This window comes from Microbacterium sp. NPDC080220, from assembly GCF_040686395.1.
In the GTDB taxonomy this organism is placed as follows: Bacteria; Actinomycetota; Actinomycetes; order Actinomycetales; family Microbacteriaceae; genus Microbacterium; species Microbacterium gawkjiense.
The window spans coordinates 75,982-97,728 of the sequence record NZ_JBFBOP010000003.1 but is presented as its reverse complement, the minus strand read 5'-3'; the positions used below and the strand labels follow the sequence as shown (position 1 = coordinate 97,728).

The following is a 21,747-nucleotide window of genomic DNA, read 5'->3' as shown; positions in this document are numbered from 1 at the left end:
GTCACGACACGCCGCGCACCCCCGCAGTTTGCGACAGGCGAGCGGCGTCGGGCACCACCCCCAGGGCTCCCCTGTCACAACACGCCGCGCGCCTCCGCAGATTGCGACAGGGGAGCGGCTTCCGAGACGTGAACGAGGGATGCCGGGCGACACCCGGCATCCCTCGTTCACAGCCGTCGCGTCAGGCGCGCAGGCCCGCCGCGCGCTCGGCGACCTCGACGACGTTCGTCATGAGGAGCGCGACGGTCATGGGGCCGACGCCGCCGGGGTTCGGCGAGAGCCAGCCGGCGACCTCAGCGACGTCCGGGTGCACGTCGCCGTAGACGCGGCTCTTGCCGGTCTCGGGATCGTCCTCGCGGGTGACGCCCACGTCGAGCACCGCCGCGCCGGGCTTCACGTGCTCGGCGGTGACGATGTGCTTCACACCGGTTGCGGCCACGATGACGTCGGCCTCGCGCAGGTGCGCGCCGAGGTCGGTCGTGCCGGTGTGGGTGAGCGTCACGGTCGCGTTGTACTCGCGGCGCGTGAGCAGCAGACCGATCGACCGCCCGATCGTGACACCGCGGCCGACGACGACGACGTGCTTGCCCGCCAGGTCGTAACCGTTGCGCACCAGCAGCTCGATGACGCCCCGCGGCGTGCACGGCAGCGGCGAGGTGATCGGGGTGTTGACGTTGAGCACCAGGCGGCCGAGGTTCGTCGGGTGGAGGCCGTCGGCATCCTTCTCCGGGTCGATGCGCTCGAGGATCCGGTCGGTGTCGAGGTGCTTCGGCAGGGGCAGCTGCACGATGTAGCCGTGGCACGCCGGGTCGGCGTTGAGCTCGTCGATCAGCGCCTCGACCTGCTCCTGCGTCGCGTCGGCGGGAAGCTCCCGCTGGATCGAGTTCATCCCGATCGCTTCGGACTGCCGGTGCTTCATCCCCACGTAGAGCTGGGATGCCGGGTCCGCCCCCACGAGCACGGTGGCGATCCCGGGCGTCACACCGTGCTCCTTGAGCACGGCCACTCGCTCCGCCAGCTCGGTCTTGATCGCGGCCGAGGCCGCCTTGCCGTCGAGGATCTGCGCGGTCATCGTGTCTCCTGTCGTCGCCCCTCGACCGCGAGACTGCACGGAAAGCTCGAGACTGCGGTCCAAGACCGCTGTCTCGAGGCGTGCGTGCAGTCTCGCGGGCGGAGGAGGGGCCGGATGCCGGGGGTCAATGCTGGAGGCCGGGGTACAGCGGGAAGGCGTCGGCGAGCGTTGCGACGCGCGCGCGCAGCGCCTCGAGGTCCGCGCCCGGCTGCAGCGCGAGCGCGATGACGTCGGCGACCTCGGTGAACTCGGCGTCGCCGAAGCCGCGGGTCGCGAGCGCCGGCGTACCGATGCGGAGCCCCGACGTGACCATCGGCGGGCGCGGGTCGTTCGGGACCGCGTTGCGGTTGACGGTGATCCGGATCTCGTGGAGCAGGTCCTCGGCCTGCTTGCCGTCGATCGCCGCGTCGCGGAGGTCCACGAGGACGAGGTGCACGTCGGTGCCGCCGGAGCGGACCGAGATGCCGGCATCCTTCACGTCCTGCTGCGAGAGCCGGTCGGCGAGGATCGCCGCGCCCGAGACGGTGCGCTGCTGGCGCTCCTTGAAGGCGTCGGATGCCGCGAGCTTGAACGCGGTCGCCTTGGCGGCGATGACGTGCATGAGCGGCCCGCCCTGCTGGCCCGGGAAGACGGCCGAGTTGATCTTCTTCGCGATGTCGGCGTCGTTCGTGAGGATGAAGCCCGACCGGGGGCCGCCGATCGTCTTGTGCACGGTCGACGAGACGACGTGCGCGTGCGGCACGGGCGAGGGGTGCAGGCCGGCCGCGACGAGACCGGCGAAGTGCGCCATGTCGACCCAGAGGAGTGCCCCGACCTCGTCGGCGACCGCGCGGAACGCGGCGAAGTCGAGCTGACGCGGGTAGGCGGACCAGCCAGCGATGATGACCTTCGGCTTGTGCTCGAGGGCGAGACGCCGCACCTCGTCCATGTCGACGAGCGAGGTCTCGGCGTCGACGCCGTACGCGACGATGTTGTAGAGACGGCCCGAGAAGTTGATCTTCATGCCGTGGGTCAGGTGGCCGCCGTGGTCGAGCGAGAGGCCGAGCAGCGTGTCGCCGGGGCGAGCGATCGCGTGCAGGACGGCGGCGTTGGCCGAGGCGCCCGAGTGCGGCTGGACGTTCGCGAACTCGGCGCCGAACAGCGCCTTGGCGCGCTCGATGGCGAGCTCCTCGGCGACGTCGACGACCTCGCAGCCGCCGTAGTAGCGGCGACCGGGGTAGCCCTCGGCGTACTTGTTGGTGAGGACGGAGCCCTGCGACTGCAGCACCGAGACGGGAACGAAGTTCTCGGAGGCGATCATCTCGAGAAACCCGCGCTGGCGGTCGAGCTCGCGCTCGAGCACATCGGCGATCTCAGGATCGACCTCGGAGAGGGGGGCGTTGAACAGCGAATCGGTCATGACGATCTCCTGACGACGGCTTTCGGGATGAGGAATCTCGCATCGGCCCAGGCGCGCGGTCGAATGCCGTGTCAATCGCTCCCCGGTGGTAGCCCACCTCAACGCCAGTCGCGACACTGCGAGCATAACGGATGCCGCCGCTGCTAGGCTGGCCCGATCGGTTTTGTTAGGACACCTTACAGAACGGCGGTGGCGGTGCTCCCCCTCCCCCTCGTGCCCCTTCCCGCAGACGTCGCCGTCGCGGACGGCGCCCCATTCGCGCTGACGGGGGCGGCGGTGACGGGCGATCCGGATGCCGCCGCGCACCTGCGTGCGCTCGTCCGGACCCGCACGGGACTCGACCTCGGCACGGGCGACGGCATCGCACTGGCGGTCGACGGGTCGGGCCCGGCGGAGTCGTACCGACTCGAGGCGTCGACCACCGGCATCCGGATCACCGGAGCGGATGCCGCGGGCCTCTTCTACGGCGTGCAGACCCTCGTCCAGCTGGTCGGACGCGACGGCGGCGCGTGGGTCGTCCCCGCCGTGCGGATCGTCGACGGCCCGCGGTTCGCGTACCGGGGCGTCATGCTCGACGTCGCACGGCACTTCCACGACCTCGACACCGTGCGGGCGTACATCGACCGTGCGGCATCCCTCAAGCTCAACGTCCTGCACCTGCACCTGTCGGACGATCAGGGCTGGCGGCTCGAGCTGCGCTCGCGCCCCGAGCTCACCGCGAAGGCGTCGGCCACCGCCGTCGGCGGCGCCCCCGGCGGGTACTACACGCAGGACGACTACCGCGCGATCGTCGCGTATGCAGCATCCCGGCACATGACGGTCGTGCCCGAGTTCGACATGCCCGGCCACACGCACGCCGTCGGGCTCGCGTACCCCGAACTCGCAGAGGCCCCGGCCGTCGAGGTCATCACCGAGGGGTCGACGCCGGTCGCCGGCGCGCCCTACACCGGGATCGGCGTCGGGTTCTCGTCGCTGCGCATCGGCGAGGAGGCGACGGATGCCTTCGTGCGCGACGTGTTCGCCGAGCTCGCCGAGCTCACCCCCGGCCCGTGGCTGCACTTCGGCGGCGACGAGTCGCTCGGCACGACGCCCGAGGACTTCGCGCGTTTCGTCGCGTCCGCCAGCGCCGCGATCACGGCGCTCGGCAAGACCCCGGTCGCCTGGCACGAGGCCGGCGCCGCGGCGGGTCTCGCGCCCGGCACGGTCGGCCAGTTCTGGGGCTTCGTCTCGCCGACGGATGCCGCGGCCCGGCACGCGCGCGCGTTCGCCGAGCGGGGCGGCCGGCTCATCCTGTCGCCCGCCGACGCGGTCTACCTCGACATGAAGCCCATCGCAGACTCCCCGCTGGGGTTCACCTGGGCGAACGGTCCGACGAGCCTCGCCCGTGCGTACGACTGGGAGCCGACCCGTGTCGTGGACGGTGTCGACGAGGCGGCGATCCTCGGCGTCGAGGCGCCCCTGTGGACCGAGACCGTCGCGACCCTCGAGGACATCGACGCCCTCGCGTTCCCCCGCATCGCGGCCGCGGCGGAGATCGCCTGGTCGCCCGCGTCGGGCGCGGAGCGCTCGTGGGCGTCCTTCCGCAGCCGGGTCGGCGGTCTCGGACCGCTGTGGACGACCCTCGGCATCCGCTTCCCCGCTCTGGAGGAGGTCCCGTGGACGACCTGAGCCGCATCGTCCACTCGGTCCGACTCGTCGACGGCGGCACCGAGACCCCGGACGCGTGGATCCGCGTCGTGGCCGGCCGGGTCGCGGCATCCGGCACAGGTGACGCCTGGCGCGGGCTCGACGCGGACGAGGTCGTCGACGCGCGGGAGGTCGCCGGCGACGCGGCGCTGCTCACGCCCGGCTTCGTCGACCTGCACGGCCACGGCGGCGGCGGCCGGGCGCACGAGGAGGGGCGCGACGCGATCCTCGCGGCCCGCGCGCTGCACCTCGCCCACGGCACGACCCGCGCCGTCGTCTCCCTCGTCGCCGGCTCGCCGGCGGATCTGCAGACCCGCCTCGGAGTCATCGCGGATCTGGCGGAGACGGATGCCTCGGTCCTCGGCGCGCACCTGGAGGGACCGTTCCTCGACCCGGGTCACCACGGCGCGCACGACCCCGCACTTCTCGTTCACCCGACACCCGACGCGATCGAGGCGCTGATCGCCGCCGCGCGCGGCTCGCTCGTGCAGGTGACCCTCGCCCCCGAGCTGCCCGGCGGGCTCGACGCGATCGCACGCCTTACCGCCGCGGGCGTTGTCGTCGCGGTGGGTCACACCTCCGCCGACGCCGACCTCACCCGCGACGCGTTCGAGGCGGGGGCCACGCTGGTCACACATGCCTTCAACGCGATGCCCGGCCTGCACCACCGCGCCCCCGGGCCGGTGGGCGCGGCGACCGGTGACCCGCGCGTGACGATCGAGGTCATCGCGGACGGCGTGCACGTGCACCCCGACGTCATCCGCATCCTCTTCGCCGCCGCCCCCGCCCGCATCGCGCTCGTGACCGACGCGATGGCCGCCGCCGGGGCGACCGACGGGACCTACCGCCTGGGATCGCTGTCCGTCACGGTGCAGGCGGGCGTCGCGCGGCTCCCGGACGGCACGATCGCGGGGTCGACGCTCACGCAGGACGCCGCTCTCCGCACCGCCGTCGCGGCGGGGGTCGCGCTGCCGGACGCGGTCACGGCCCTGACCTCGACGCCGGCGCGCACGATCGGCCGGCCGGAGCTCGGCTCGCTCGCCGTCGGCGCCGTCGCCGACGCGGTGCTGCTCGACGCCGATCTGCAGGTGCGGCGGGTGTTCGCCGGCACGGTCTGACGCGGCATCCGCTCAGCGCGTTCCGTACGCAGTCCGCGGGGTTCGCATCGTCGTCCCGGATCAGGCACCCGTGGGCCGTTTGGACCGTGAGCGGCGCGCGGGGACTGAATTCGGTACCGCGGCCCGCCTCAGACCCCGGTCACCGCGGTCGCGCCCGCCAGGAGCGCCGGGCGCCGGGGTGTTGCCCACCTCGACGATGTCGGGCGCATCGCTGGACGACAGCGCGGCGTCGTACCCTTCAGCCGTGTCGGCCCAGGTCTTCTCCTCGGATCGTGAGGGTCCACCCGTCGTTCTGCTCCTCGAAGGTCTCCTCAAGGTCGTCGCGCGCGTCCTGGGGGGTATCGGTGCTGAGGAGCCAGACGGTCAGGTCGGCGAATTCGGCGCTTTCAGGACACGCCGAGACGGCCGGACAGGACCATGACGGCCGCACCGCGCAGGACGATGTCCTCGCTATGGGTCGACATGCGCACCTGGAGCCCGTCGTGGAACGTGGCGAGGGTCCGGGTGCGTACCGTCTCGGCGGCAGCCTCGGCGAGGGTGCCGCCGAGCAGGTCGGCGGGGCCGGAGAGGGCGATCTCCGACAGATCGAGGGCGCCGACGATCGGCGCGAGGGCGATGCCGAGGCGCTCGCCGGCGTCGCGGAGCACCCCCTGCGGGTCGTCCGCGGCGGCGAGCCGCTCGGTGAGGGCGGGGACCGCGAGCCAGGCCTCGAGGCATCCGATCTTGCCGCAGGCGCACGCGGGGCCGCCGTCGGTGCCGACCGTCACGTGGCCGATCTCGCCCGCGGCGAAGCGGGCGCCGGCAAGCGGCTCGCCGCCGGTGAGGAGCCCCGCACCGACACCGCGGCCGACCCGGACGAGGATGACGTCGTCGCCCGCTCCCCCGAACGTGTGCTCGGCGAGGACGGCCGCGTTCGCGTCGTTGGCGACGAGGACGGGGAGACCGAGCTCGGCCTCGAGCTGCCCGGCGAGATCGACGTCCGTCCACCCGAATCCGGGCGCCGCGAGCACGACGCCGCGGTCGTCGACGACACCGGGCGTGCCGACGCCGAGGCCGAGCACCGGCGCGTGCGCGTCGGCGATGACGTCGCGCGCGAGGCGGACGATCGCGGCGAAGACGTCGCTGCGGTCGGCGGGTACGTCGACGGCGTGCCGGGCGACGATCTCGCCGTCGAGGGTGAGCACGGCGCCCGCGAACTGCTCGCTGCCCGACAGGTCGAGCCCGGCGATGCGGTGGCCGTCGCGGTCGATGTCGACGAGGATCGCCGGTTTTCCGGGACCGGATGCCTCGCGCACCCCCTGCTCGATCACGTAGCCGTCGTCGATGAGGCCGGCGACGAGGTCCGAGATCGTGACGCGGGTGAGGCCGGTCTCGCGGGCGAGGTCGGCGCGGCTCATGGCGCCCTGCGTGAAGAGCGCCTGGAGCACGAGCGCGCGGTTGTGGGCGCGGGCGTGCTCGGGCAGGATCTTGCCGGCGGTGCGGCGGCTGCGGGTCGCGGGGGCGGGTCGCGTCGGGGTCGACATGTTTGTTAGTAGACCTTACGAATAGGGCTGCCACAAGATGCCCGACCCTGTTTGCGAGCAGTCTTAACAAACTCGTTACACTTCCCCGCCCGCGTAGGATCGAACCATGTCCGAGCTCCCCCACGTCCGGCCCGAACGACCCGCGGAGCCCGCCCCCGCCGCGACCGCCCCGGCACGTCTGTCCGGACTCGACCTCCTCAGCTTCCTGTGCGCGATGTTCGCCGTCGTGTCGCTCGCCATCTGGGGTTTCACGGCGTGGGATGCTCCGTGGAACGTCGTCCTCGGCATCGCCACCCCGCTCGCCACCCTCATCGTCTGGGGCCTGTTCGCCTCACCGCGCGCCGTGGTCCGGGTCCACCCGTTCGTGCGCGGGCTCGTCGAACTGCTCATCTACCTGTCGGCGACGATCGCGTGGTGGAGCGCCGGTCAGGCCTGGATCGGCCTGGGCTTCGCGCTCGTCGCCGTCGTCGTCGGCGTCCTGGCGGGTCGTCGACGACTGTCGTGACCGACGTCGTCGACCGCCTCCGCGACGCGCTCGGCGAGCGCGTCGACATGAGCGAGGCCGCCCTCGAAGACGCCCGCGCCGATAAGTCGGGACACCGCGCGTCGGGACGACCGCTCGCGCTCGTGCGGGCGGCATCCGTCGCGGACGTGCAGACCACGATGCGGATCGCATCCGCCACGGGCACGCCGGTCGTCACCCGCGGCGCCGGCACGGGCCTCGCCGGCGGCGCGAACACCGGCTCGGGCGAGATCGCCCTGTCGCTGCGCGGCATGGACCGCATCCTCGAGGTGCGGCCCGACGACCTCCTCGCCGTCGTCGAACCCGGCATCCTCAATGCGGATCTCGGCCGCGCCCTCGCTCCCCACGGCCTGTGGTGGGCGCCCGACCCCGCCAGCCGCGAGATCTCCACGGTCGGCGGGAACATCGCCACGGGGGCGGGCGGACTGCTCTGCGCGAAATACGGCGTCGTCCGCGACGCGGTGCTCGCGCTCGACGTGGTCCTCGCCGACGGGCGCCTCATCTCGACCGGTCACCGCAGCGTGAAGGGTGTGACCGGCTACGACCTGACCGCGCTGATGATCGGCTCGGAGGGCACGCTCGGGGTCGTCGTGGGTGCGACGCTCAAGCTCCGACGGCTCGTACCGGGGCAGTCCCGCACCCTGACCGCGCAGTTCGCCGATGTGCGCTCCGCCGCCGCGGGTGCTGCCGCCGTGACCGCCGCCGGGGTGCAGCCCGCGATCATGGAGCTGATGGATGCCGTGAGCCTGGCGGCCGCGCACGCGCTGCTCGGGCTGCCGAGCCCCACACCGGGTGCGACGCAGCTCACGGTCCAGACCGACGGCGTCGCCGCCGCCGCGGATCAGGCGGAGATCGCCGAGATCCTCACCGCCGCGGGCGGCGCGGTGCGCCTGGCCACCGACGACGCCGAAGCGGCGCAGCTGTGGGCGGTGCGCCGGGCGATGCACCCCGCGATGGAGAGCCTCGGGACGGCGCTCATCGAAGACGTGTCGGTGCCGCGCAGCGCCCTTCCGGCGATGTTCGACGAGATCGCGCGCATCGAGGCGGAGTTCGGCCTCACGATCCCGACCGTCTGCCACGCCGGCGACGGCAATCTGCACCCCAACTTCATCTTCGACGGCGACGAGGTCCCCGAGCGCGTCTGGCAAGCCGCCGACGCGCTCTTCCGCGCCGCGCTCGCCCTCGGGGGCACCCTCACCGGGGAGCACGGGATCGGCGTCCTCAAGAGCCGGTGGCTCGCCGACGAGATCGGCGACGATCAGTGGGCGTTGCAGCGCGGCATCAAGGCCGTGTTCGATCCGGCCGGCATCCTCAATCCGGGCAAGGTGTTCGCCGCTCAGCCGTGACGCGCGGTCGCGCCGGCCGCCGCGGTCGTCTCGCGCGGCGCGGCGGGACTCGTCGTCACCACCAGCACCATGGAGACGATGCCGACGACACCCGGGATGGTCGCGGGCAGCACCCCGACGGGTCCGCCCGCCCCCGGTCCACCGTTCCCTCAGGGCGATCGTGGCAGTCTCGAACGGTCCCGTCCTCGAGGAGGTCCGCCGTGCCCGCATCCCGCTCCGTCCGCACGACCGGTGCGCTGGTCGTGGCCGGCCTCGTCGCGCTGGGCGGCGCCGCGTGCACGTCGTCGTCGCATCCCGAGGCGGACGGCCAGAGCGTCGCCGCCGCGTGCGCGACCCTCGCCGACACGGTCGAGCAGGCGATGACGGCGTTCACCGAGGCGGATGCCGCCGACCCGGCCGCCGCGGCGCAGGCGACCGCCGAGGTGCGCGACGACCTCGCCGCCGCGGTGACGTCGATCGGCAACGCACGCGTCGAGGCCGTCGCGGCCGATCTGCGGGCGGGGTTCGACGTCCTCGCCGAGGCGACTGCCGCGGCCTCGGCGGGCGACATCGCCGGCGCGACGGGTCTCGCCGACGCCACCGATCGCATCCGCACCGGCCTCGCCGAATATCACGATCTGTGCAGCGGATGATCGGTGATCCGCCCTCGTCACGTACCATTTCCTGAAGCGACATTCGCCTGACGACGAGACCCCGGATCCCCGCGGCGTCCGGAACGCCGGGCCGCAGCTCGGGGGAGACCGATGTCGGAGATCATCACACGCCAGGACACCGGCGACACGCCCGCCTCGGGCGAGCACCTCGACGTGCGCTGGGCTCCCGCCGAGCCCGCGCCGCGCCCCCGTCGCCTCTGGCTGAAGATCGGCCTGCCCGCCGCCGCGGTCGTGGCGGCCGCGACGGTCTGCTCCCTCGTGCTGATCGCTCCCGGCACGACCGCCGCCGGCGTCCCCGTCGGCGGGCAGACGGTGGGCATGGCCGCCGACTCCATCTCGTCTCGGCTCTCCTCGATCCAGGTCTCCCTGGGCGACGGCGGCCCGACGGTGTCCGCCGCCGACCTCGGCGCGACCGTCGACGCATCCGCCCTCGCCGACGAGGCCTTCGCGGGCAGCCCCCTCTGGAACGTCTCGGCGTGGTTCGCCGAGTACGGCACGCCGACGGTCACCCTGAACGCCGAGCGCGCCGCGACGACGCTGCGCGCCGCGCTCCCCGACGCGTACGTGGATCCCACTCCCGCCGCGGTGTCCTTCCAGGACGGCGCCTACGTCAGCACGCCCGCCGTCGACGGCACGGGCATCTCGCTCGCCGCCGTCAGCGACGCCCTCGGATCCGCGCTCGCGTCGGGCGCCTCCACGGCGACGGTCGACGCGACTCCCGAAGCCGTCCCCGCCACCGTGACGACCGCCGCCGCCGAGTCCGCCGTCGAGCGCCTCAACGGCATGATCGCCGAGGCCGGTTTCTACGCGGGCGACGGCCGTGCGGTCCCCGTCTCCGCCGCGGAGCTCGCCTCGTGGCTGAACGTCGAGACCGACGCCTCCGGCGCCTTCACGATCACCGCCGACGCCGCCGCGATCCAGCTCGCCGTCGACAAGCTCCCCGAGGTCGTCAACCAGGACCCGATCACGGCTCAGGTGCTCGCGAACGAGGCCGGTGAGGTCCTGACCGCGATCGTCGAAGGCCAGGACGGGCGCGTGCTGGGCGACACGTCCGGCGTCGCGCGTGATTTCGCCGACCAGCTCGCGACGGGCGATGCGTCGTACGCGCTGCCGGTCGACGTCACGCCGCGGGAGACCGTGAGCACGGTGCGCCTGGCCGAGGTCGACCTGGGCGAGCAGCGCCTGTACCTGAAGGAGAACGGCAAGGTCGTCGACACCTGGCTCATCTCGAGTGGTCGCGTGGGGGCAGAGACTCACACCGGTCGATACTCAATCGGCTGGCGGCTAAAGAGCCAGGACATGTCTGGAACGGCTCGCGACACCGGTGAGCCGTACACCCGAGAAGGTGTCCCATGGGTGATGTACTTCAACGGCAACCAGGCCTTCCACGGTGCGGACTGGCACACCAACTTCGGGAACGTCATGAGCGCCGGCTGCGTGAACATGCCGCCCGCCTTGGCCAAGCAGCTGTACTACTGGATGCCCGACGGCGGCGACGTCTGGATCCACTCCTGAGCGTCATCTGACGACCCGCATCCGTCGTCCCCGTGCGACGGGCTGCGATCACGGTTAGCCTGTGCTCATGGCTGACCTCCGCGTGGAAGAACTGTCGGCGTCGACGATCGTCGCCGTGAACACCCTCTCGCTCAAGCCGGGCCAGGAACGCTTCATCGCGCCCGAGAGCTACGCGATCGCCGCAACGGTGGTCGACCCCGCCACCTCGTGGCAGCGTGTGATCCTCGACGGTGACGAGGTGGTCGGCTTCGTGAGCGCCGGCTTCGACGCCGACGCCCCGCACGAGCACTTCCGCTCGGTGCTGTGGCGGATCAACGTGGATGCCGACGACCAGGGTCGCGGCGTCGGGCGCTACGCCGTCGAGCAGCTCATGAACGAGGCCCGCGCGCGCGGGTTCGATCACGTGAACGTCATCTATGAAGCCGGTGAGGGCGGGCCCGACGCGTTCTTCCGCCGCGTCGGCTTCACCCCCGTCGACGAGACCGAGTACGGCGAGGTCGTCGCGCAGATCCGGCTCTGACGCTCCCCCGAACGCACGGATGCCCCGGCCCGCACTCGCGGCCGGGGCATCCGTCTGCGCGGATCAGAGTCCGTCGATGATGCTGTTCAGCGTCGCGGAGGGCCGCATGACCTTCTCCACCCGCGCCGGGTCGGGACGGTAGTAGCCGCCGATCTCGGCGGGCGAGCCCTGCACGGCGACCAGCTCGGCGACGATGGTCTCCTCGCCGGCGGTCAGCGCCTCGGCGACCGGGGCGAACGCCGCCGCGAGCTCGGCGTCGACGGTCTGGCGCGCCAGCTCCTGCGCCCAGTAGGTCGCGAGGTAGTAGTGGCTGCCGCGGTTGTCGATCGTGCCGAGGGCACGGCCGGGCGACTTGTCCTCTTCGAGGAAGGTCCCGGTCGCGGCGTCGAGCGTGTCGGCGAGGACCTTCGCGTGCGGGTTGCCGGTGTAGTCGGCGAGGTGCTCGAAGGATGCCGCCAGCGCGAAGAACTCGCCGAGCGAGTCCCAGCGCAGGTAGTTCTCCGAGACCAGCTGCTGCACGTGCTTGGGGGCGGAGCCGCCCGCGCCGGTCTCGAACAGTCCGCCGCCGGCCAGCAGCGGGACGATCGAGAGCATCTTGGCGCTCGTGCCGACCTCGAGGATCGGGAAGAGGTCGGTGAGGTAGTCGCGCAGGACGTTGCCCGTGACCGAGATCGTGTCCTCGCCGCGGCGGATGCGCTCGAGCGAGTAGCGGGTCGCATCGGCCGGGGCGAGGATCTCGATCGTGAGTCCGTCGGTGTCGTGCTCGGCGAGGTAGGTCTTCACCTTCGCGATGAGGTTCGCGTCGTGGGCGCGGTTCTCGTCGAGCCAGAAGACGGCGGGCGCACCCGTCGCACGCGCACGGGTGACGGCGAGCTTCACCCAGTCGCGGATGGCGACGTCCTTGGTCTGCGTCGCGCGCCAGATGTCACCGGGCTGGACGGCGTGGGAGAGGAGGACCTCGCCCGCCGCGTTGACGACCTCGACGGTGCCGGCCGCGGCGATCTCGAACGTCTTGTCGTGCGAGCCGTACTCTTCGGCGGCCTGCGCCATGAGGCCGACGTTCGGCACGGAGCCGATCGTGGCCGGGTCGAGCGGACCGTTGGCGATGACGTCGTCGATCGTCGCCTGGTAGACGCCGGCGTACGAGGAGTCGGGGATGACGGCGATGGTGTCATCCTCGCCGCCGTCGGCGCCCCACAGCTTGCCGCCGTTGCGGATGAGCGCCGGCATCGAGGCATCCACGATCACGTCGGAGGGGACGTGCAGGTTCGTGATGCCCTTGTCGGAGTTGACGTACGACAGGCGCGGGCCGTCGGCGATGGCCGCCTCGAATGCCGCGCGGATCTCGTCGCCGCCCTCGACGCCACCGAGACCGGCGAGGATCGCGCCGAGGCCGTCGTTCGGGGTGAGTCCGGCAGCCGCCAGCGTGTCGCCGAAGCGCGAGAAGACGTCGGCGAAGAACGCGCGCACGACGTGGCCGAAGATGATCGGGTCGCTGACCTTCATCATCGTGGCCTTCAGGTGTACGGAGTACAGCACGTCGTCGGCCGCCGCCTGGGCGATCGTGTCGGCGAGGAAGGCGTCGAGGGCCTTCGCCGAGAGGAACGTCGCGTCGACGACCTCACCGGGCAGGACCTTCAGACCCGACTTCAGCTCGGTGACGGAGCCGTCCTCCCCCGTGAAACGGATCGTGAGGACGTCGTCGTTCTCGATGACCGTCGAGGTCTCGTTGGACTTGAAGTCGTCGTGGCCGAGCGTCGCGACGCGCGTCTTCGAACCCTCCGCGAACGGCTTATTGCGGTGCGGGTGCTTGCGCGCGTAGTTCTTGACCGACAGCGGCGCACGGCGGTCGCTGTTGCCCTCGCGCAGGACCGGGTTCACCGCGGAGCCCTTGATGCGGTCGTAGCGCGCGCGGACGTCCTTCTCGGCGACGTCCTTGGGCTCGTCCGGGCAGTCCGGGATGTCGTAGCCCTGGGACTGGAGCTCGGCGATGGCCGCCTTCAACTGCGGGATGGATGCCGAGATGTTCGGCAGCTTGATGATGTTGGCCTCGGGGAGCGTCGCGAGACCGCCGAGCTCGGCGAGCGCGTCGCCGACCTGCTGCTCGGGGGTGAGGTTCTGGGGGAAGGCGGCGAGGATACGCCCCGCGAGCGAGATGTCGCGCGTCTCGATGCCGACGCCCGCCTTTCCGGCGAACGCTTCGACGATCGGCAGGAAGGACGCCGTCGCCAGCGCGGGAGCCTCGTCGGTGTAGGTGTAGATGATGGTGGAATCGGGCACGTGTCGTCTCCAAGAAAAGGGCGTCGCGGATCGGTCTCAGCGTATCGCACCACCCCCGTTTCTCTCGATGTCGAGATATCTCGGCCGGAGCGGACGACACCTGCGTGCGCGGCCGGATGACCGCTAGGGTGAGCGCGTGCCGCGCTTCGATCTGCCTCTGTCCGACCTCCGCGACTACCGTCCCGAGGTCCGCGTCCCCGCGGACTTCGACGACTTCTGGTCGACGACGATCGCGGGTGCTCGCGAGGCGGGCGGAGCGCCCGTCGTCACGCCCGTGACGACGCCGCTGCGCGGCATCGAGGCGTTCGACGTCACGTTCCCCGGGTTCGCGGGCGACCCGGTCAAGGGCTGGCTGCTCCTGCCCGCGCACCGTGACGGGGCGCTGCCCGCCGTCGTCGAGTTCAACGGCTACGGCGGCGGACGCGGGCTCCCCGTCGAGCGGCTCGGGTGGGCGGCATCCGGGTACGCGCACTTCTTCATGGACACGCGCGGCCAGGGCAGCGCGTGGGGGGCGGGCGGCGCGACGCCCGATCCGCACGGCTCGGGCCCCGCCTTCCCCGGCTTCATGACGCGGGGCATCGACGACCCCGAGACCTACTACTACCGGCGCGTATTCACCGACGCGGTGCGTGCGATCGACGCGGTCCGCACCCTTCCCGAGGTGGATGCCTCCCGCGTCGCCGTGACCGGGGGCAGCCAAGGCGGCGGCATCGCGATCGCCGCGGCCGCACTGAGCGACGGGCTCGTCGCCGCCATGCCCGACGTGCCGTTCCTCTGCCACTTCGAGCGCGCCGTGGGCATGACCGGGCGCGACCCGTACGAGGAGGTCGCGCGGTACCTCGCCGTGCACCGCGGCGCCGAGGAACGCGTCTTCGAGACCCTGTCGTACTTCGACGGGGTGAGCTTCGCCGCCCGGGCGGATGCGGCATCCCTCTTCTCCGTCGCGCTCCTCGACCCGATCTGCCCGCCGTCGACGGTGTTCGCCGCGTTCAACGCATGGGCGGGGGCGGACAAGGAGATCGAGGTGTTCCCCTTCAACGAGCACGAGGGCGGTCAGGCGCACCAGTGGCTGCGGCAGGCCGAGTTCCTCGCCGCGCGGGTCTGACCGGGATCAGTCGAACGGAGGCCGCTCGCCGGTCCCCCGCTCGATGATCCACGTCGGCAGGGTGATCTGGCGGACGAACCCCGACGGGTCGCCGATGCGCTCCATCGCGAGCGTCGCCGCGCGACGCCCCAGCTCGAGCGGGTCGTAGGAGATGACGGACACCCCCAGGACGTCGGCGGTGTCGAAGTCGTCGAAGCCGATCAGGGCTGTCCGCTGGTCGTCCCGTGCGCGCAGCGCGCGGAGGGCGCCGACCGTCACGCGGTTGTTCCCCGCGATGATGGCGGTCGGCGCGGCGTCGCCCCGCCAGAGCCGTTGCACCAGGTCGACGGGAGAGATCTCGAGGTCGTCGCCGAGCATCTCCCACGGGGTCGGATCGACACCCGCCTCGGCCATGGCCTGCCGGTAACCGGCGAGTCGCTCCGATTGCGTCCAGACGGATGCTGGGTTGCAGACGTACGCGATGCGGCGATGGCCGAGCGCGGTCAGCCTGCGTGTCGCGTCGAGGACGGCGGTGCGATTGTCGAGCACGATCGCGTCCGCCGCGAGGTTGCGGGCGGGACGGTCGATCGCGATCACGGGTGTGCCCAACTGTCGCTCACCCTCGAGGTAGGACTGGTCCTCGCCGACGGGGATGAGCAGCAGAGCCCCGACGCGCTGCGCCAGGAGCGCATCGGCGACACGCCCCTCGCCCTCCTCGGTGTCGTCGGTGGTCGCCACGACGAGACTGAACCCGTGGGACGAGAGCTCCTTCTCGATCCCCGCGGCGACCTTGTAGTAGAACGGGTTGCTCAGCTCGCCGATGATGAAGCCGACCGTGCGGCTGCCTCCGCGTCGGAGCCCCTGGGCGAGGCTGTTCGGTCGGAACCGCAACCGCTTGGCCGCCGTGAGCACGCGCTCGACCGTCTGCGGCGAGACCAGCTCGCGCTGTGCGAACACCCGGGACACCGTCTTCGAGCTGACCCCCGCCAGACGTGCGACGTCCTCGAGGGTGGCGCGCTGCTGCACCGTCATGGTTCCTCCTGACCCCGAGGATAGCAGCAGGGCGGCAATGACGACGATAGACATCACGGCGACATAGGCGACATCGAGCTGTCCCCTTCCCGCTAATGAAATCCAGTTCAGCTGCATTTTTCTCGACTTTGAAAGAGACCGGACAGACAGAGACAGCGCTGTCATTCCGTCCTTGTGGAGGGTCCTCCGCGCGGCTAACGTGAGCGCCATCGGCGAAGTCGCCGACCCGCACCCGAGTGGTTTCGAAGACGAACCTGACAAGAGACGCACACATGGCACGCACACGGATCGGCGTCGCACTCGCGACGCTCACCGTCGCCGGCATCGCCCTCGCCGGCTGCGCCGGCGGCGGCGCCCAGCCGGCCGGCGACAACACGATCGACGGCGAGGTCGCCGGCGACATCAAGGTCATCACATGGCGAACTGACCTCGTGGAGGACGGCACGTTCGCGGAGTACGCCAAGGAGTTCCAGAAGACCTACCCCGACGTGAACGTGACCTTCGAAGGGATCACGGATTACGCCGGCGAGATGCTCACCCGCATGTCGACCACCAACTACGGCGACGTCATCGGCATCCCGGCGATCAAACCCGACCAGTACGAGCAGTTCCTCGAGCCGCTCGGTGACACGTCCTCGTTCGAGGACACCTACCGCTTCCTTCCGGCCGCCAGCTACGACGGCACGCAGTACGGCATCGCCTTCGGCGGCAACGCCAACGGCATCGTCTACAACAAGAAGGTCTTCGAGGAGGCCGGCATCGCCGAGCTGCCCACCGACGAGGCGAGCTGGCTCGAGACCCTGCAGAAGGTGAAGGACGGGACCGATGCGATCCCGATGTACACCAACTACAAGGACGGCTGGCCGCTGACGCAGGCCTTCGGCAACCTCGGCGCGATCACGCACGACCCGGACGCGCCCATCACGATGGCCGAGGACCCGGCGCCCTGGACAGAGGGCACCGACGCCTACGCGGTCGACTCCTTCCTCTACGACACCGTCGAGGCGGGGCTCACCGAGGAGGACCCGCTCACCACCAACTGGGAGCAGTCGAAGGTCGACCTCGGCACGGGCAAGATCGCGACGATGCCGCTCGGCTCGTGGGCCATCTCGCAGATGCAGGCGGCCGCCGAGGCCAACGGCGGATCCGCCGACGACATCGGCTACATGGCCTTCCCGGCCAACGTCGACGGAACGCAGTACGCCGTCATCGGCGGCGACTACAACCTCGCCGTGAGCAAGCACTCCAAGGCGAAGGCCGCCGCGTGGGCATGGATCCAGTGGGTCGCGGCCGACTCGGGCTACACCGAGGCGCAGGGCATGATCTCGCCCGTGCTCGACAAGCCGCTCCCCGAGAACCTCGCCGGGTTCGAGGACTCCGGCGTGGAGCTCATGGAGATCAACCCCGCCCCCGCCGGCAAGGAGGGCCTCATCAACGCCGTCGCTGACGACTCGCAGATCGACCTCTACGGGCCCCTCTACCGCCAGAAGCTCATCGACATCGCCCGCGGCGCCGCCGACGGCGACAAGGAGAGCTACTTCGCCGAACTCAACGAGCGCTGGGGCGCATCGGTCGAGAAGCTCGGCTGAGAGAGGCATCCACGATGGCGATCGCAACTCCCGGCTCCGCTCCCGCGGACGCCCCTGCGGTCCTGTCCGCACCCGCCCGGGTGCGCCGGCTTCGCGGCTCGCGCCGCGGGACCGGCGCACCCGGCGCCGGGTCGCGCGGGGCGGGACGCGGGATCGTCCAGCGGCTGACGCCCTGGCTCTTCCTCTCGGGGGCCGTCGGCCTCCTCCTCCTGTTCACGTACTGGCCCGCGCTGAACCTCTTCTACTACTCCGTCACCGACTGGGACGGCATCGACCTCGAGAAGAACCTCGTCGGGCTCGACAACTACATCCAGGTGTTCACCGACCCGCGCATCTTCAGCGTCTTCTGGGTGAGTCTGTACTACTTCGCGGCGTCGTTCCTGCAGATGGGGATCGCCCTCTACTTCGCGACGATCCTCAGCTTCTCGACGCGGTTCTCGAACCTCTTCCGCGGCATCCTGTTCTTCCCATACCTGATCAACGGCGTCGCCATCGGGTTCGTCTTCCTCTACCTCTTCCAGCCCGGCGGCACCCTCGACACCGTCCTCGGCTGGTTCGGCCTCGCCGACCCGCCGCAGTGGCTCGGCGACCCGGACGTCGTCAACTGGTCGCTGGCGGGCACCTCGGTCTGGCGCTACACCGGCCTCAACTTCGTCCTGTTCCTCGGCGCGATCCAGTCGATCCCGCGTGAGCTCTACGAAGCCGCGGAGCTCGACGGCGCCAACAAGTGGCAGCAGTTCTGGTCGATCATCGCCCCCGGCATCCGTCGCATCATCGGCCTGTCGTTCATCCTCGCCATCGCCGGCAGCCTGTCGGTGTTCGAGGTGCCCTTCATCATGACCGGCGGCGCCAACGGATCCGCGACGTTCGTCATCCAGACCCTGCAGACCGCGTTCTCGTTCCGACAGGTGGGCCTGGCCTCGGCGATGGCCGTCGTCCTGCTGGTGATCGTCCTGGTCGTCACGGTGATCCAACGACGCGTGTTCCCCGACGAGAAGGTGGACCTGACGTGACCGCGACCCTGATGCCGCCCACGAAGCCGACGGCGCTCCCCCGGCGCCGGTCCGCGCGGACGCCGCTGCAGCGCCTCGGCAGCCTGAGCGCGACGGCGGCGAAGTACACGAGCCTCGTGGTCGCGGCGATCGTGACGCTGCTGCCGCTGTCGGTGCTGCTGTTCGCGGCGATGAAGAGCTCGAGCGAGTACGCGAGCACCGGCCCCTTCGACCCGCCCTCGAACTGGTTCAACGTCGACAACTTCGTGACCGCGTTCACGAGCGGCAAGATGCTCGAGGGCTTCGTCAACACGACGATCGTGCTCGCCGTGTCGCTCGTCGGCACGATCGCGCTCGGCACGATGGCCGCCTACGCCCTCGACCGCTTCCAGTTCCGCGGCAAGAAGGTCGTCATGGGACTCTTCCTGCTCGCGACCCTCATCCCGGGGGTCACGAGCCAGGTCGCGACCTTCCAGCTCGTCAACGGCCTCGGGCTCTACGACACGAAGGCCGCGCTCATCCTGCTGTTCATGGGCACGGACATCATCGCGATCTACCTGTTCATCCAGTTCATGCAGTCCATCCCGATCTCGCTCGACGAAGCCGCCATGATCGACGGGGCGAACCGGTGGACCATCTACTGGCGTGTGGTGCTGCCGTTGCTGCGTCCCGCGATCGCGACGGTCGTCATCATCAAGGGCATCGCCGTGTACAACGAGTTCTACGCCCCCTTCCTCTACCTGCCCTCCGAGGGCATGATCTCCACATCCCTCTTCCGATTCAAAGGGCCGTTCGGCGCGCAGTGGGAGGTGATCGCCGCCGGGACGCTCGTCGTGATCATCCCGACGCTCATCGCCTTCCTGCTCCTGCAGCGTTGGATCTATCAGGGCCTCACCTCAGGAGCCGTCAAGTGACCCACCTCTCCCGCCGCCCCCTCCACGACGGGTGGACCGTCCGCGCCGCCGCAGGGCCCGTCCCCGACGCCCTCGCGGGTGTCGACGTCGACGCGGTCGTGCCCGGCAGCATCCACGTCGACCTGCTCGCCGAGGGGCGCATCCCCGACCCGTTCCACGGGGACAACGAGTCGCTGTTGGCCTGGATCGGTCTCGTGGACTGGACTTACCGCACCACGTTCGCCTGGACCCCCGACGGCAGCGAACGCCACGACCTCGTCTTCGACGGCCTCGACACGGTCGCGACGATCCGCCTGAACGGCCGCGCCGTCGGCGATGTCGCCAACCAGCACCGGTCGTACCGCTACGACGTCGCCGCGCACCTGCAGGACGGCGACAACGAGCTCGAGGTCGCCTTCCGCGCGCCCGTGCCCTACGCGAATCAGGCCAGCCTCGACCTCGGTGCCCGCCCGCGCCCCTACCCGCTGCCCTATGAGGCGATCCGCAAATCCGCCTGCAGCTTCGGCTGGGACTGGGGCATCGCCACCTACACGAGCGGCATCTGGAAGCCCGTGCACCTCGAGTCGTGGTCCACCGCGCGCCTGTCGCGGACACGCGTCGTCGCGACACCGATGGGCGACGGCGGACGGGTCACCGTCGACGTCGACGTCGAACGGACGGATGCCGCCGGCTCGAACCTGGAGGTGCACGCGATCGTCCGCGGTCCCGGCCTGGACGGCGAGGCGACCGCGAGCGCCGCGGTCGTCGGCGAGACGGGCCGCGTCGAGGTGGACCTCTCGGCCGTCCGACGCTGGTGGCCGGTCGGTCACGGCGAGCAGCCGCTCTACACGGTCGAGGTCGTCCTCCACGCGGCGGGTCGGACGCTGGACGCGACCACCCGACGGGTCGGGTTCCGTACGGTCCACTGGGACATCGAACCGGATGCCGCGGGCACCCCCTACACGCTCGTCGTCAACGACCGGCCGATCTTCGTGAAAGGCGTCAACTGGATCCCCGACGACGCACTCCCCGTGCGCATCGATCGGGACCGCTACGAGCGCCGACTGCGCCAGGCGATCGACGCGAACGTGAACCTCATCCGCGTGTGGGGCGGCGGCCTCTACGAGTCCGACGACTTCTACGACCTCGCCGACGAACTCGGACTGCTCGTCTGGCAGGACTTCCTGTTCGCCTGCGCCGCCTATCCCGAGGAGGAGCCCCTGCGCTCCGAGATCGAGGCCGAGGCGCGCGAGAACGTCGTGCGTCTGGCGTCGCACGCCTCGCTCGCCCAACTCGTCGGCAACAACGAGAACCTGTGGGGCTTCGAGGACTGGGGGTGGAAGCTGAGCCTGGACGGCAAGAGCTGGGGCGCGACGTACTACTACGAGCTGTTCCCGGCGATCATCGCCGAACTCGCCCCTCACGTGCCGTACGCCCCCGGCAGCCCGTTCAGTCCCGAGACGGGGTGGGATGCCGCATCCGGCCGCCAGACCGGACCGCACCCCAACGACGAGAAGCACGGCAGCATGCACCTGTGGGAGCAGTGGAACCGCCGCGACTGGTCGACCTACCGCGAGCACACGCCGCGCTTCGTGGCCGAGTTCGGCTGGCAGGCGCCGCCGGCGTGGACGACGCTCGTCGATTCCGTCGACGACAGTCCGCTCACCCCCGAGTCGCCGGGCATGATCGTGCACCAGAAGGCGATGGAGGGGAACACGAAGCTCACGAACGGGCTGCTCCCCCACTTCCGGATGCCGGCCGACATGGAGACGTGGCACTGGGCCATGCAGCTGAACCAGGCCCTCGCCGTCGGCGCCGCGCTCGACCACTTCCGCTCGTGGGCGCCGCACACGATGGGCGCCGTCGTGTGGCAGCTCAACGACTGCTGGCCGGTCACCTCGTGGGCGGCGATCGACGGAGCCGAGCGGGTCAAGCCGCTGTTCCACGCGCTGAAGAACGCCTTCGCCCCGCGCGTCGTGACGGTGCAGCCGCGGGACGGCCGGCTCGTCGCCGTCCTCGGCAACGACACCGATGAGACGTGGAGCGTTCCGCTGCGCACCCGACGCGTCTCGTTCGGCGGCGACGTGCTCGCCGACGGCGCGGTGGACGTCTCCGTCGAGGCCCGGGGGACGCTCGTCGTGCCGATCGACACCGACCTGACCACGCCGACGGATGCCGCCGCCGAAGCGCTCGTCGTCGACGCCGACTCCGCGCGCGGGGTCTGGTACTTCGCCGAGCCGCGCGACTCGACGCTCGGCGACCCCGGCCTGACCGTCGCGACGCGCCCCGTCGAGCGCGGCACGGAGGTGAGCGTCACGGCGGAGCGCTTCGCCCGCGACGTCTCGCTGCTCGCCGACAAGGTGCACGCCTCCGCGCAGCCGGCGGACGGCCTGCTCACGCTGCTCCCCGGCGAGACCGGGCGCATCGTCGTGCACCACGACGCCGGCATCGCACTCGATGCCGCCGCCCTCGCCGATCCGCGCGTGCTCCGCTCCGCCAACCAGCTGGTGACCGGATGATCG

Annotated in this window: 18 protein-coding genes and 1 riboswitch; of the genes, 12 read left to right on the top strand and 6 right to left on the bottom strand. The window is 71.1% G+C overall.

Annotated features, from left to right (window positions below; translation table 11 throughout):
- Nucleotides 1-181: 181 nt before the first annotated feature.
- Nucleotides 182-1,072, bottom strand: a complete 891-nt coding sequence (locus AB0P29_RS06335) for a bifunctional methylenetetrahydrofolate dehydrogenase/methenyltetrahydrofolate cyclohydrolase (protein ID WP_363379109.1) — start codon at nt 1,070-1,072, stop codon at nt 182-184.
- A gap of 124 nt (nt 1,073-1,196) precedes the next feature.
- Entirely contained in the window at nt 1,197-2,471 is a 1,275-nt protein-coding gene (gene glyA, locus AB0P29_RS06330; RefSeq protein WP_363379108.1) for a serine hydroxymethyltransferase, read from the bottom strand.
- Nucleotides 2,472-2,509: 38 nt separating this feature from the next.
- A riboswitch (ZMP/ZTP riboswitch) is annotated at nt 2,510-2,593 on the bottom strand.
- A 67-nt stretch (nt 2,594-2,660) separates the two neighbouring features.
- On the opposite strand from glyA, the gene AB0P29_RS06325 reads away from it, so the two are divergent.
- A complete protein-coding gene (locus AB0P29_RS06325; protein ID WP_363379107.1) occupies nt 2,661-4,139 on the top strand; it encodes a family 20 glycosylhydrolase in 1,479 nt (492 codons plus the stop codon).
- Nucleotides 4,127-5,275: an N-acetylglucosamine-6-phosphate deacetylase gene (gene nagA, locus AB0P29_RS06320; RefSeq protein WP_363379106.1), complete on the top strand. Its 1,149-nt coding sequence runs from the start codon at nt 4,127-4,129 to the stop codon at nt 5,273-5,275. The genes AB0P29_RS06325 and nagA overlap by 13 nt, the downstream gene beginning before the upstream one ends.
- A 386-nt stretch (nt 5,276-5,661) precedes the next feature.
- Here nagA and AB0P29_RS06315 read toward each other — a convergent pair whose 3' ends face one another.
- The gene (locus AB0P29_RS06315; RefSeq protein WP_064001299.1) at nt 5,662-6,798 is read right to left on the bottom strand and encodes an ROK family transcriptional regulator; all 1,137 of its coding nucleotides are present in this window, start codon (nt 6,796-6,798) and stop codon (nt 5,662-5,664) included.
- 106 nt (nt 6,799-6,904) lie between these two features.
- Between AB0P29_RS06315 and AB0P29_RS06310 the strand changes: the two genes are divergently transcribed.
- Entirely contained in the window at nt 6,905-7,303 is a 399-nt protein-coding gene (locus AB0P29_RS06310; protein ID WP_064001298.1) for a YrdB family protein, read from the top strand.
- Nucleotides 7,300-8,667: an FAD-linked oxidase C-terminal domain-containing protein gene (locus tag AB0P29_RS06305; protein WP_363379105.1), complete on the top strand. Its 1,368-nt coding sequence runs from the start codon at nt 7,300-7,302 to the stop codon at nt 8,665-8,667. Before AB0P29_RS06310 ends, AB0P29_RS06305 begins: the two co-directional genes overlap by 4 nt.
- Here the strand turns inward: AB0P29_RS06305 and AB0P29_RS06300 are convergent.
- The gene (locus AB0P29_RS06300; RefSeq protein ID WP_363379104.1) at nt 8,658-8,780 is read right to left on the bottom strand and encodes a hypothetical protein; all 123 of its coding nucleotides are present in this window, start codon (nt 8,778-8,780) and stop codon (nt 8,658-8,660) included. The two genes, AB0P29_RS06305 and AB0P29_RS06300, sit on opposite strands and share 10 nt — an antisense overlap.
- A gap of 87 nt (nt 8,781-8,867) precedes the next feature.
- Here AB0P29_RS06300 and AB0P29_RS06295 point away from each other — a divergent pair, with 87 nt between their 5' ends.
- The 3 genes from AB0P29_RS06295 (at nt 8,868) to AB0P29_RS06285 (ending at nt 11,355) form a co-directional block, all read left to right on the top strand.
- Nucleotides 8,868-9,299 (top strand): hypothetical protein, encoded by a 432-nt coding sequence (locus AB0P29_RS06295; protein ID WP_363379103.1) that lies wholly within the window; start codon nt 8,868-8,870, stop codon nt 9,297-9,299.
- Nucleotides 9,300-9,410: 111 nt separating this feature from the next.
- Nucleotides 9,411-10,835: a L,D-transpeptidase family protein gene (locus AB0P29_RS06290; RefSeq protein ID WP_363379102.1), complete on the top strand. Its 1,425-nt coding sequence runs from the start codon at nt 9,411-9,413 to the stop codon at nt 10,833-10,835.
- A gap of 67 nt (nt 10,836-10,902) precedes the next feature.
- On the top strand, nt 10,903-11,355 hold the full coding sequence (locus tag AB0P29_RS06285) for a GNAT family N-acetyltransferase (RefSeq protein ID WP_217531611.1): 453 nt from the start codon (nt 10,903-10,905) through the stop codon (nt 11,353-11,355).
- Between the two features lie 63 nt (nt 11,356-11,418).
- Here AB0P29_RS06285 and AB0P29_RS06280 read toward each other — a convergent pair whose 3' ends face one another.
- On the bottom strand, nt 11,419-13,635 hold the full coding sequence (locus AB0P29_RS06280; RefSeq protein ID WP_363379101.1) for an NADP-dependent isocitrate dehydrogenase: 2,217 nt from the start codon (nt 13,633-13,635) through the stop codon (nt 11,419-11,421).
- A gap of 136 nt (nt 13,636-13,771) precedes the next feature.
- Here AB0P29_RS06280 and AB0P29_RS06275 point away from each other — a divergent pair, with 136 nt between their 5' ends.
- Nucleotides 13,772-14,740: an acetylxylan esterase gene (locus tag AB0P29_RS06275; RefSeq protein WP_363379100.1), complete on the top strand. Its 969-nt coding sequence runs from the start codon at nt 13,772-13,774 to the stop codon at nt 14,738-14,740.
- A 6-nt stretch (nt 14,741-14,746) separates the two neighbouring features.
- Here the strand turns inward: AB0P29_RS06275 and AB0P29_RS06270 are convergent, their stop codons facing one another.
- Nucleotides 14,747-15,751 (bottom strand): LacI family DNA-binding transcriptional regulator, encoded by a 1,005-nt coding sequence (locus AB0P29_RS06270; RefSeq protein ID WP_311863078.1) that lies wholly within the window; start codon nt 15,749-15,751, stop codon nt 14,747-14,749.
- A 272-nt stretch (nt 15,752-16,023) separates the two neighbouring features.
- Here AB0P29_RS06270 and AB0P29_RS06265 point away from each other — a divergent pair, with 272 nt between their 5' ends.
- From AB0P29_RS06265 to AB0P29_RS06250, 4 genes are read left to right on the top strand one after another with little or no spacing between them, the layout of a single operon-like run.
- On the top strand, nt 16,024-17,340 hold the full coding sequence (locus tag AB0P29_RS06265; protein ID WP_363379099.1) for an ABC transporter substrate-binding protein: 1,317 nt from the start codon (nt 16,024-16,026) through the stop codon (nt 17,338-17,340).
- Between the two features lie 14 nt (nt 17,341-17,354).
- Nucleotides 17,355-18,353 carry a sugar ABC transporter permease gene (locus AB0P29_RS06260; protein ID WP_217531606.1) on the top strand — a complete coding sequence of 333 codons (999 nt, stop codon included), beginning with the start codon at nt 17,355-17,357 and terminating at the stop codon, nt 18,351-18,353.
- Nucleotides 18,350-19,246, top strand: coding sequence for a carbohydrate ABC transporter permease (locus AB0P29_RS06255; RefSeq protein WP_363379098.1), 897 nt, complete (start codon nt 18,350-18,352; stop codon nt 19,244-19,246). Before AB0P29_RS06260 ends, AB0P29_RS06255 begins: the two co-directional genes overlap by 4 nt.
- Nucleotides 19,243-21,744, top strand: coding sequence for a glycoside hydrolase family 2 protein (locus AB0P29_RS06250; protein ID WP_363379097.1), 2,502 nt, complete (start codon nt 19,243-19,245; stop codon nt 21,742-21,744). Before AB0P29_RS06255 ends, AB0P29_RS06250 begins: the two co-directional genes overlap by 4 nt.
- The last annotated feature ends 3 nt before the right edge of the window (nt 21,745-21,747 follow it).

Bases quoted from the DNA above. Each gene is read 5' to 3' on its own strand.
- AB0P29_RS06335 (WP_363379109.1), bottom strand. From the start codon at position 1,072: ATGACCGCGCAGATCCTCGACGGCAAGGCGGCCTCGGCCGCGATCAAG.
- glyA (WP_363379108.1), bottom strand. From the start codon at position 2,471: ATGACCGATTCGCTGTTCAACGCCCCCCTCTCCGAGGTCGATCCTGAG.
- AB0P29_RS06315 (WP_064001299.1), bottom strand. From the start codon at position 6,798: ATGTCGACCCCGACGCGACCCGCCCCCGCGACCCGCAGCCGCCGCACC.
- AB0P29_RS06310 (WP_064001298.1), top strand. From the start codon at position 6,905: ATGTCCGAGCTCCCCCACGTCCGGCCCGAACGACCCGCGGAGCCCGCC.
- AB0P29_RS06290 (WP_363379102.1), top strand. From the start codon at position 9,411: ATGTCGGAGATCATCACACGCCAGGACACCGGCGACACGCCCGCCTCG.
- AB0P29_RS06285 (WP_217531611.1), top strand. From the start codon at position 10,903: ATGGCTGACCTCCGCGTGGAAGAACTGTCGGCGTCGACGATCGTCGCC.
- AB0P29_RS06270 (WP_311863078.1), bottom strand. From the start codon at position 15,751: ATGACGGTGCAGCAGCGCGCCACCCTCGAGGACGTCGCACGTCTGGCG.
- AB0P29_RS06265 (WP_363379099.1), top strand. From the start codon at position 16,024: ATGGCACGCACACGGATCGGCGTCGCACTCGCGACGCTCACCGTCGCC.
- AB0P29_RS06260 (WP_217531606.1), top strand. From the start codon at position 17,355: ATGGCGATCGCAACTCCCGGCTCCGCTCCCGCGGACGCCCCTGCGGTC.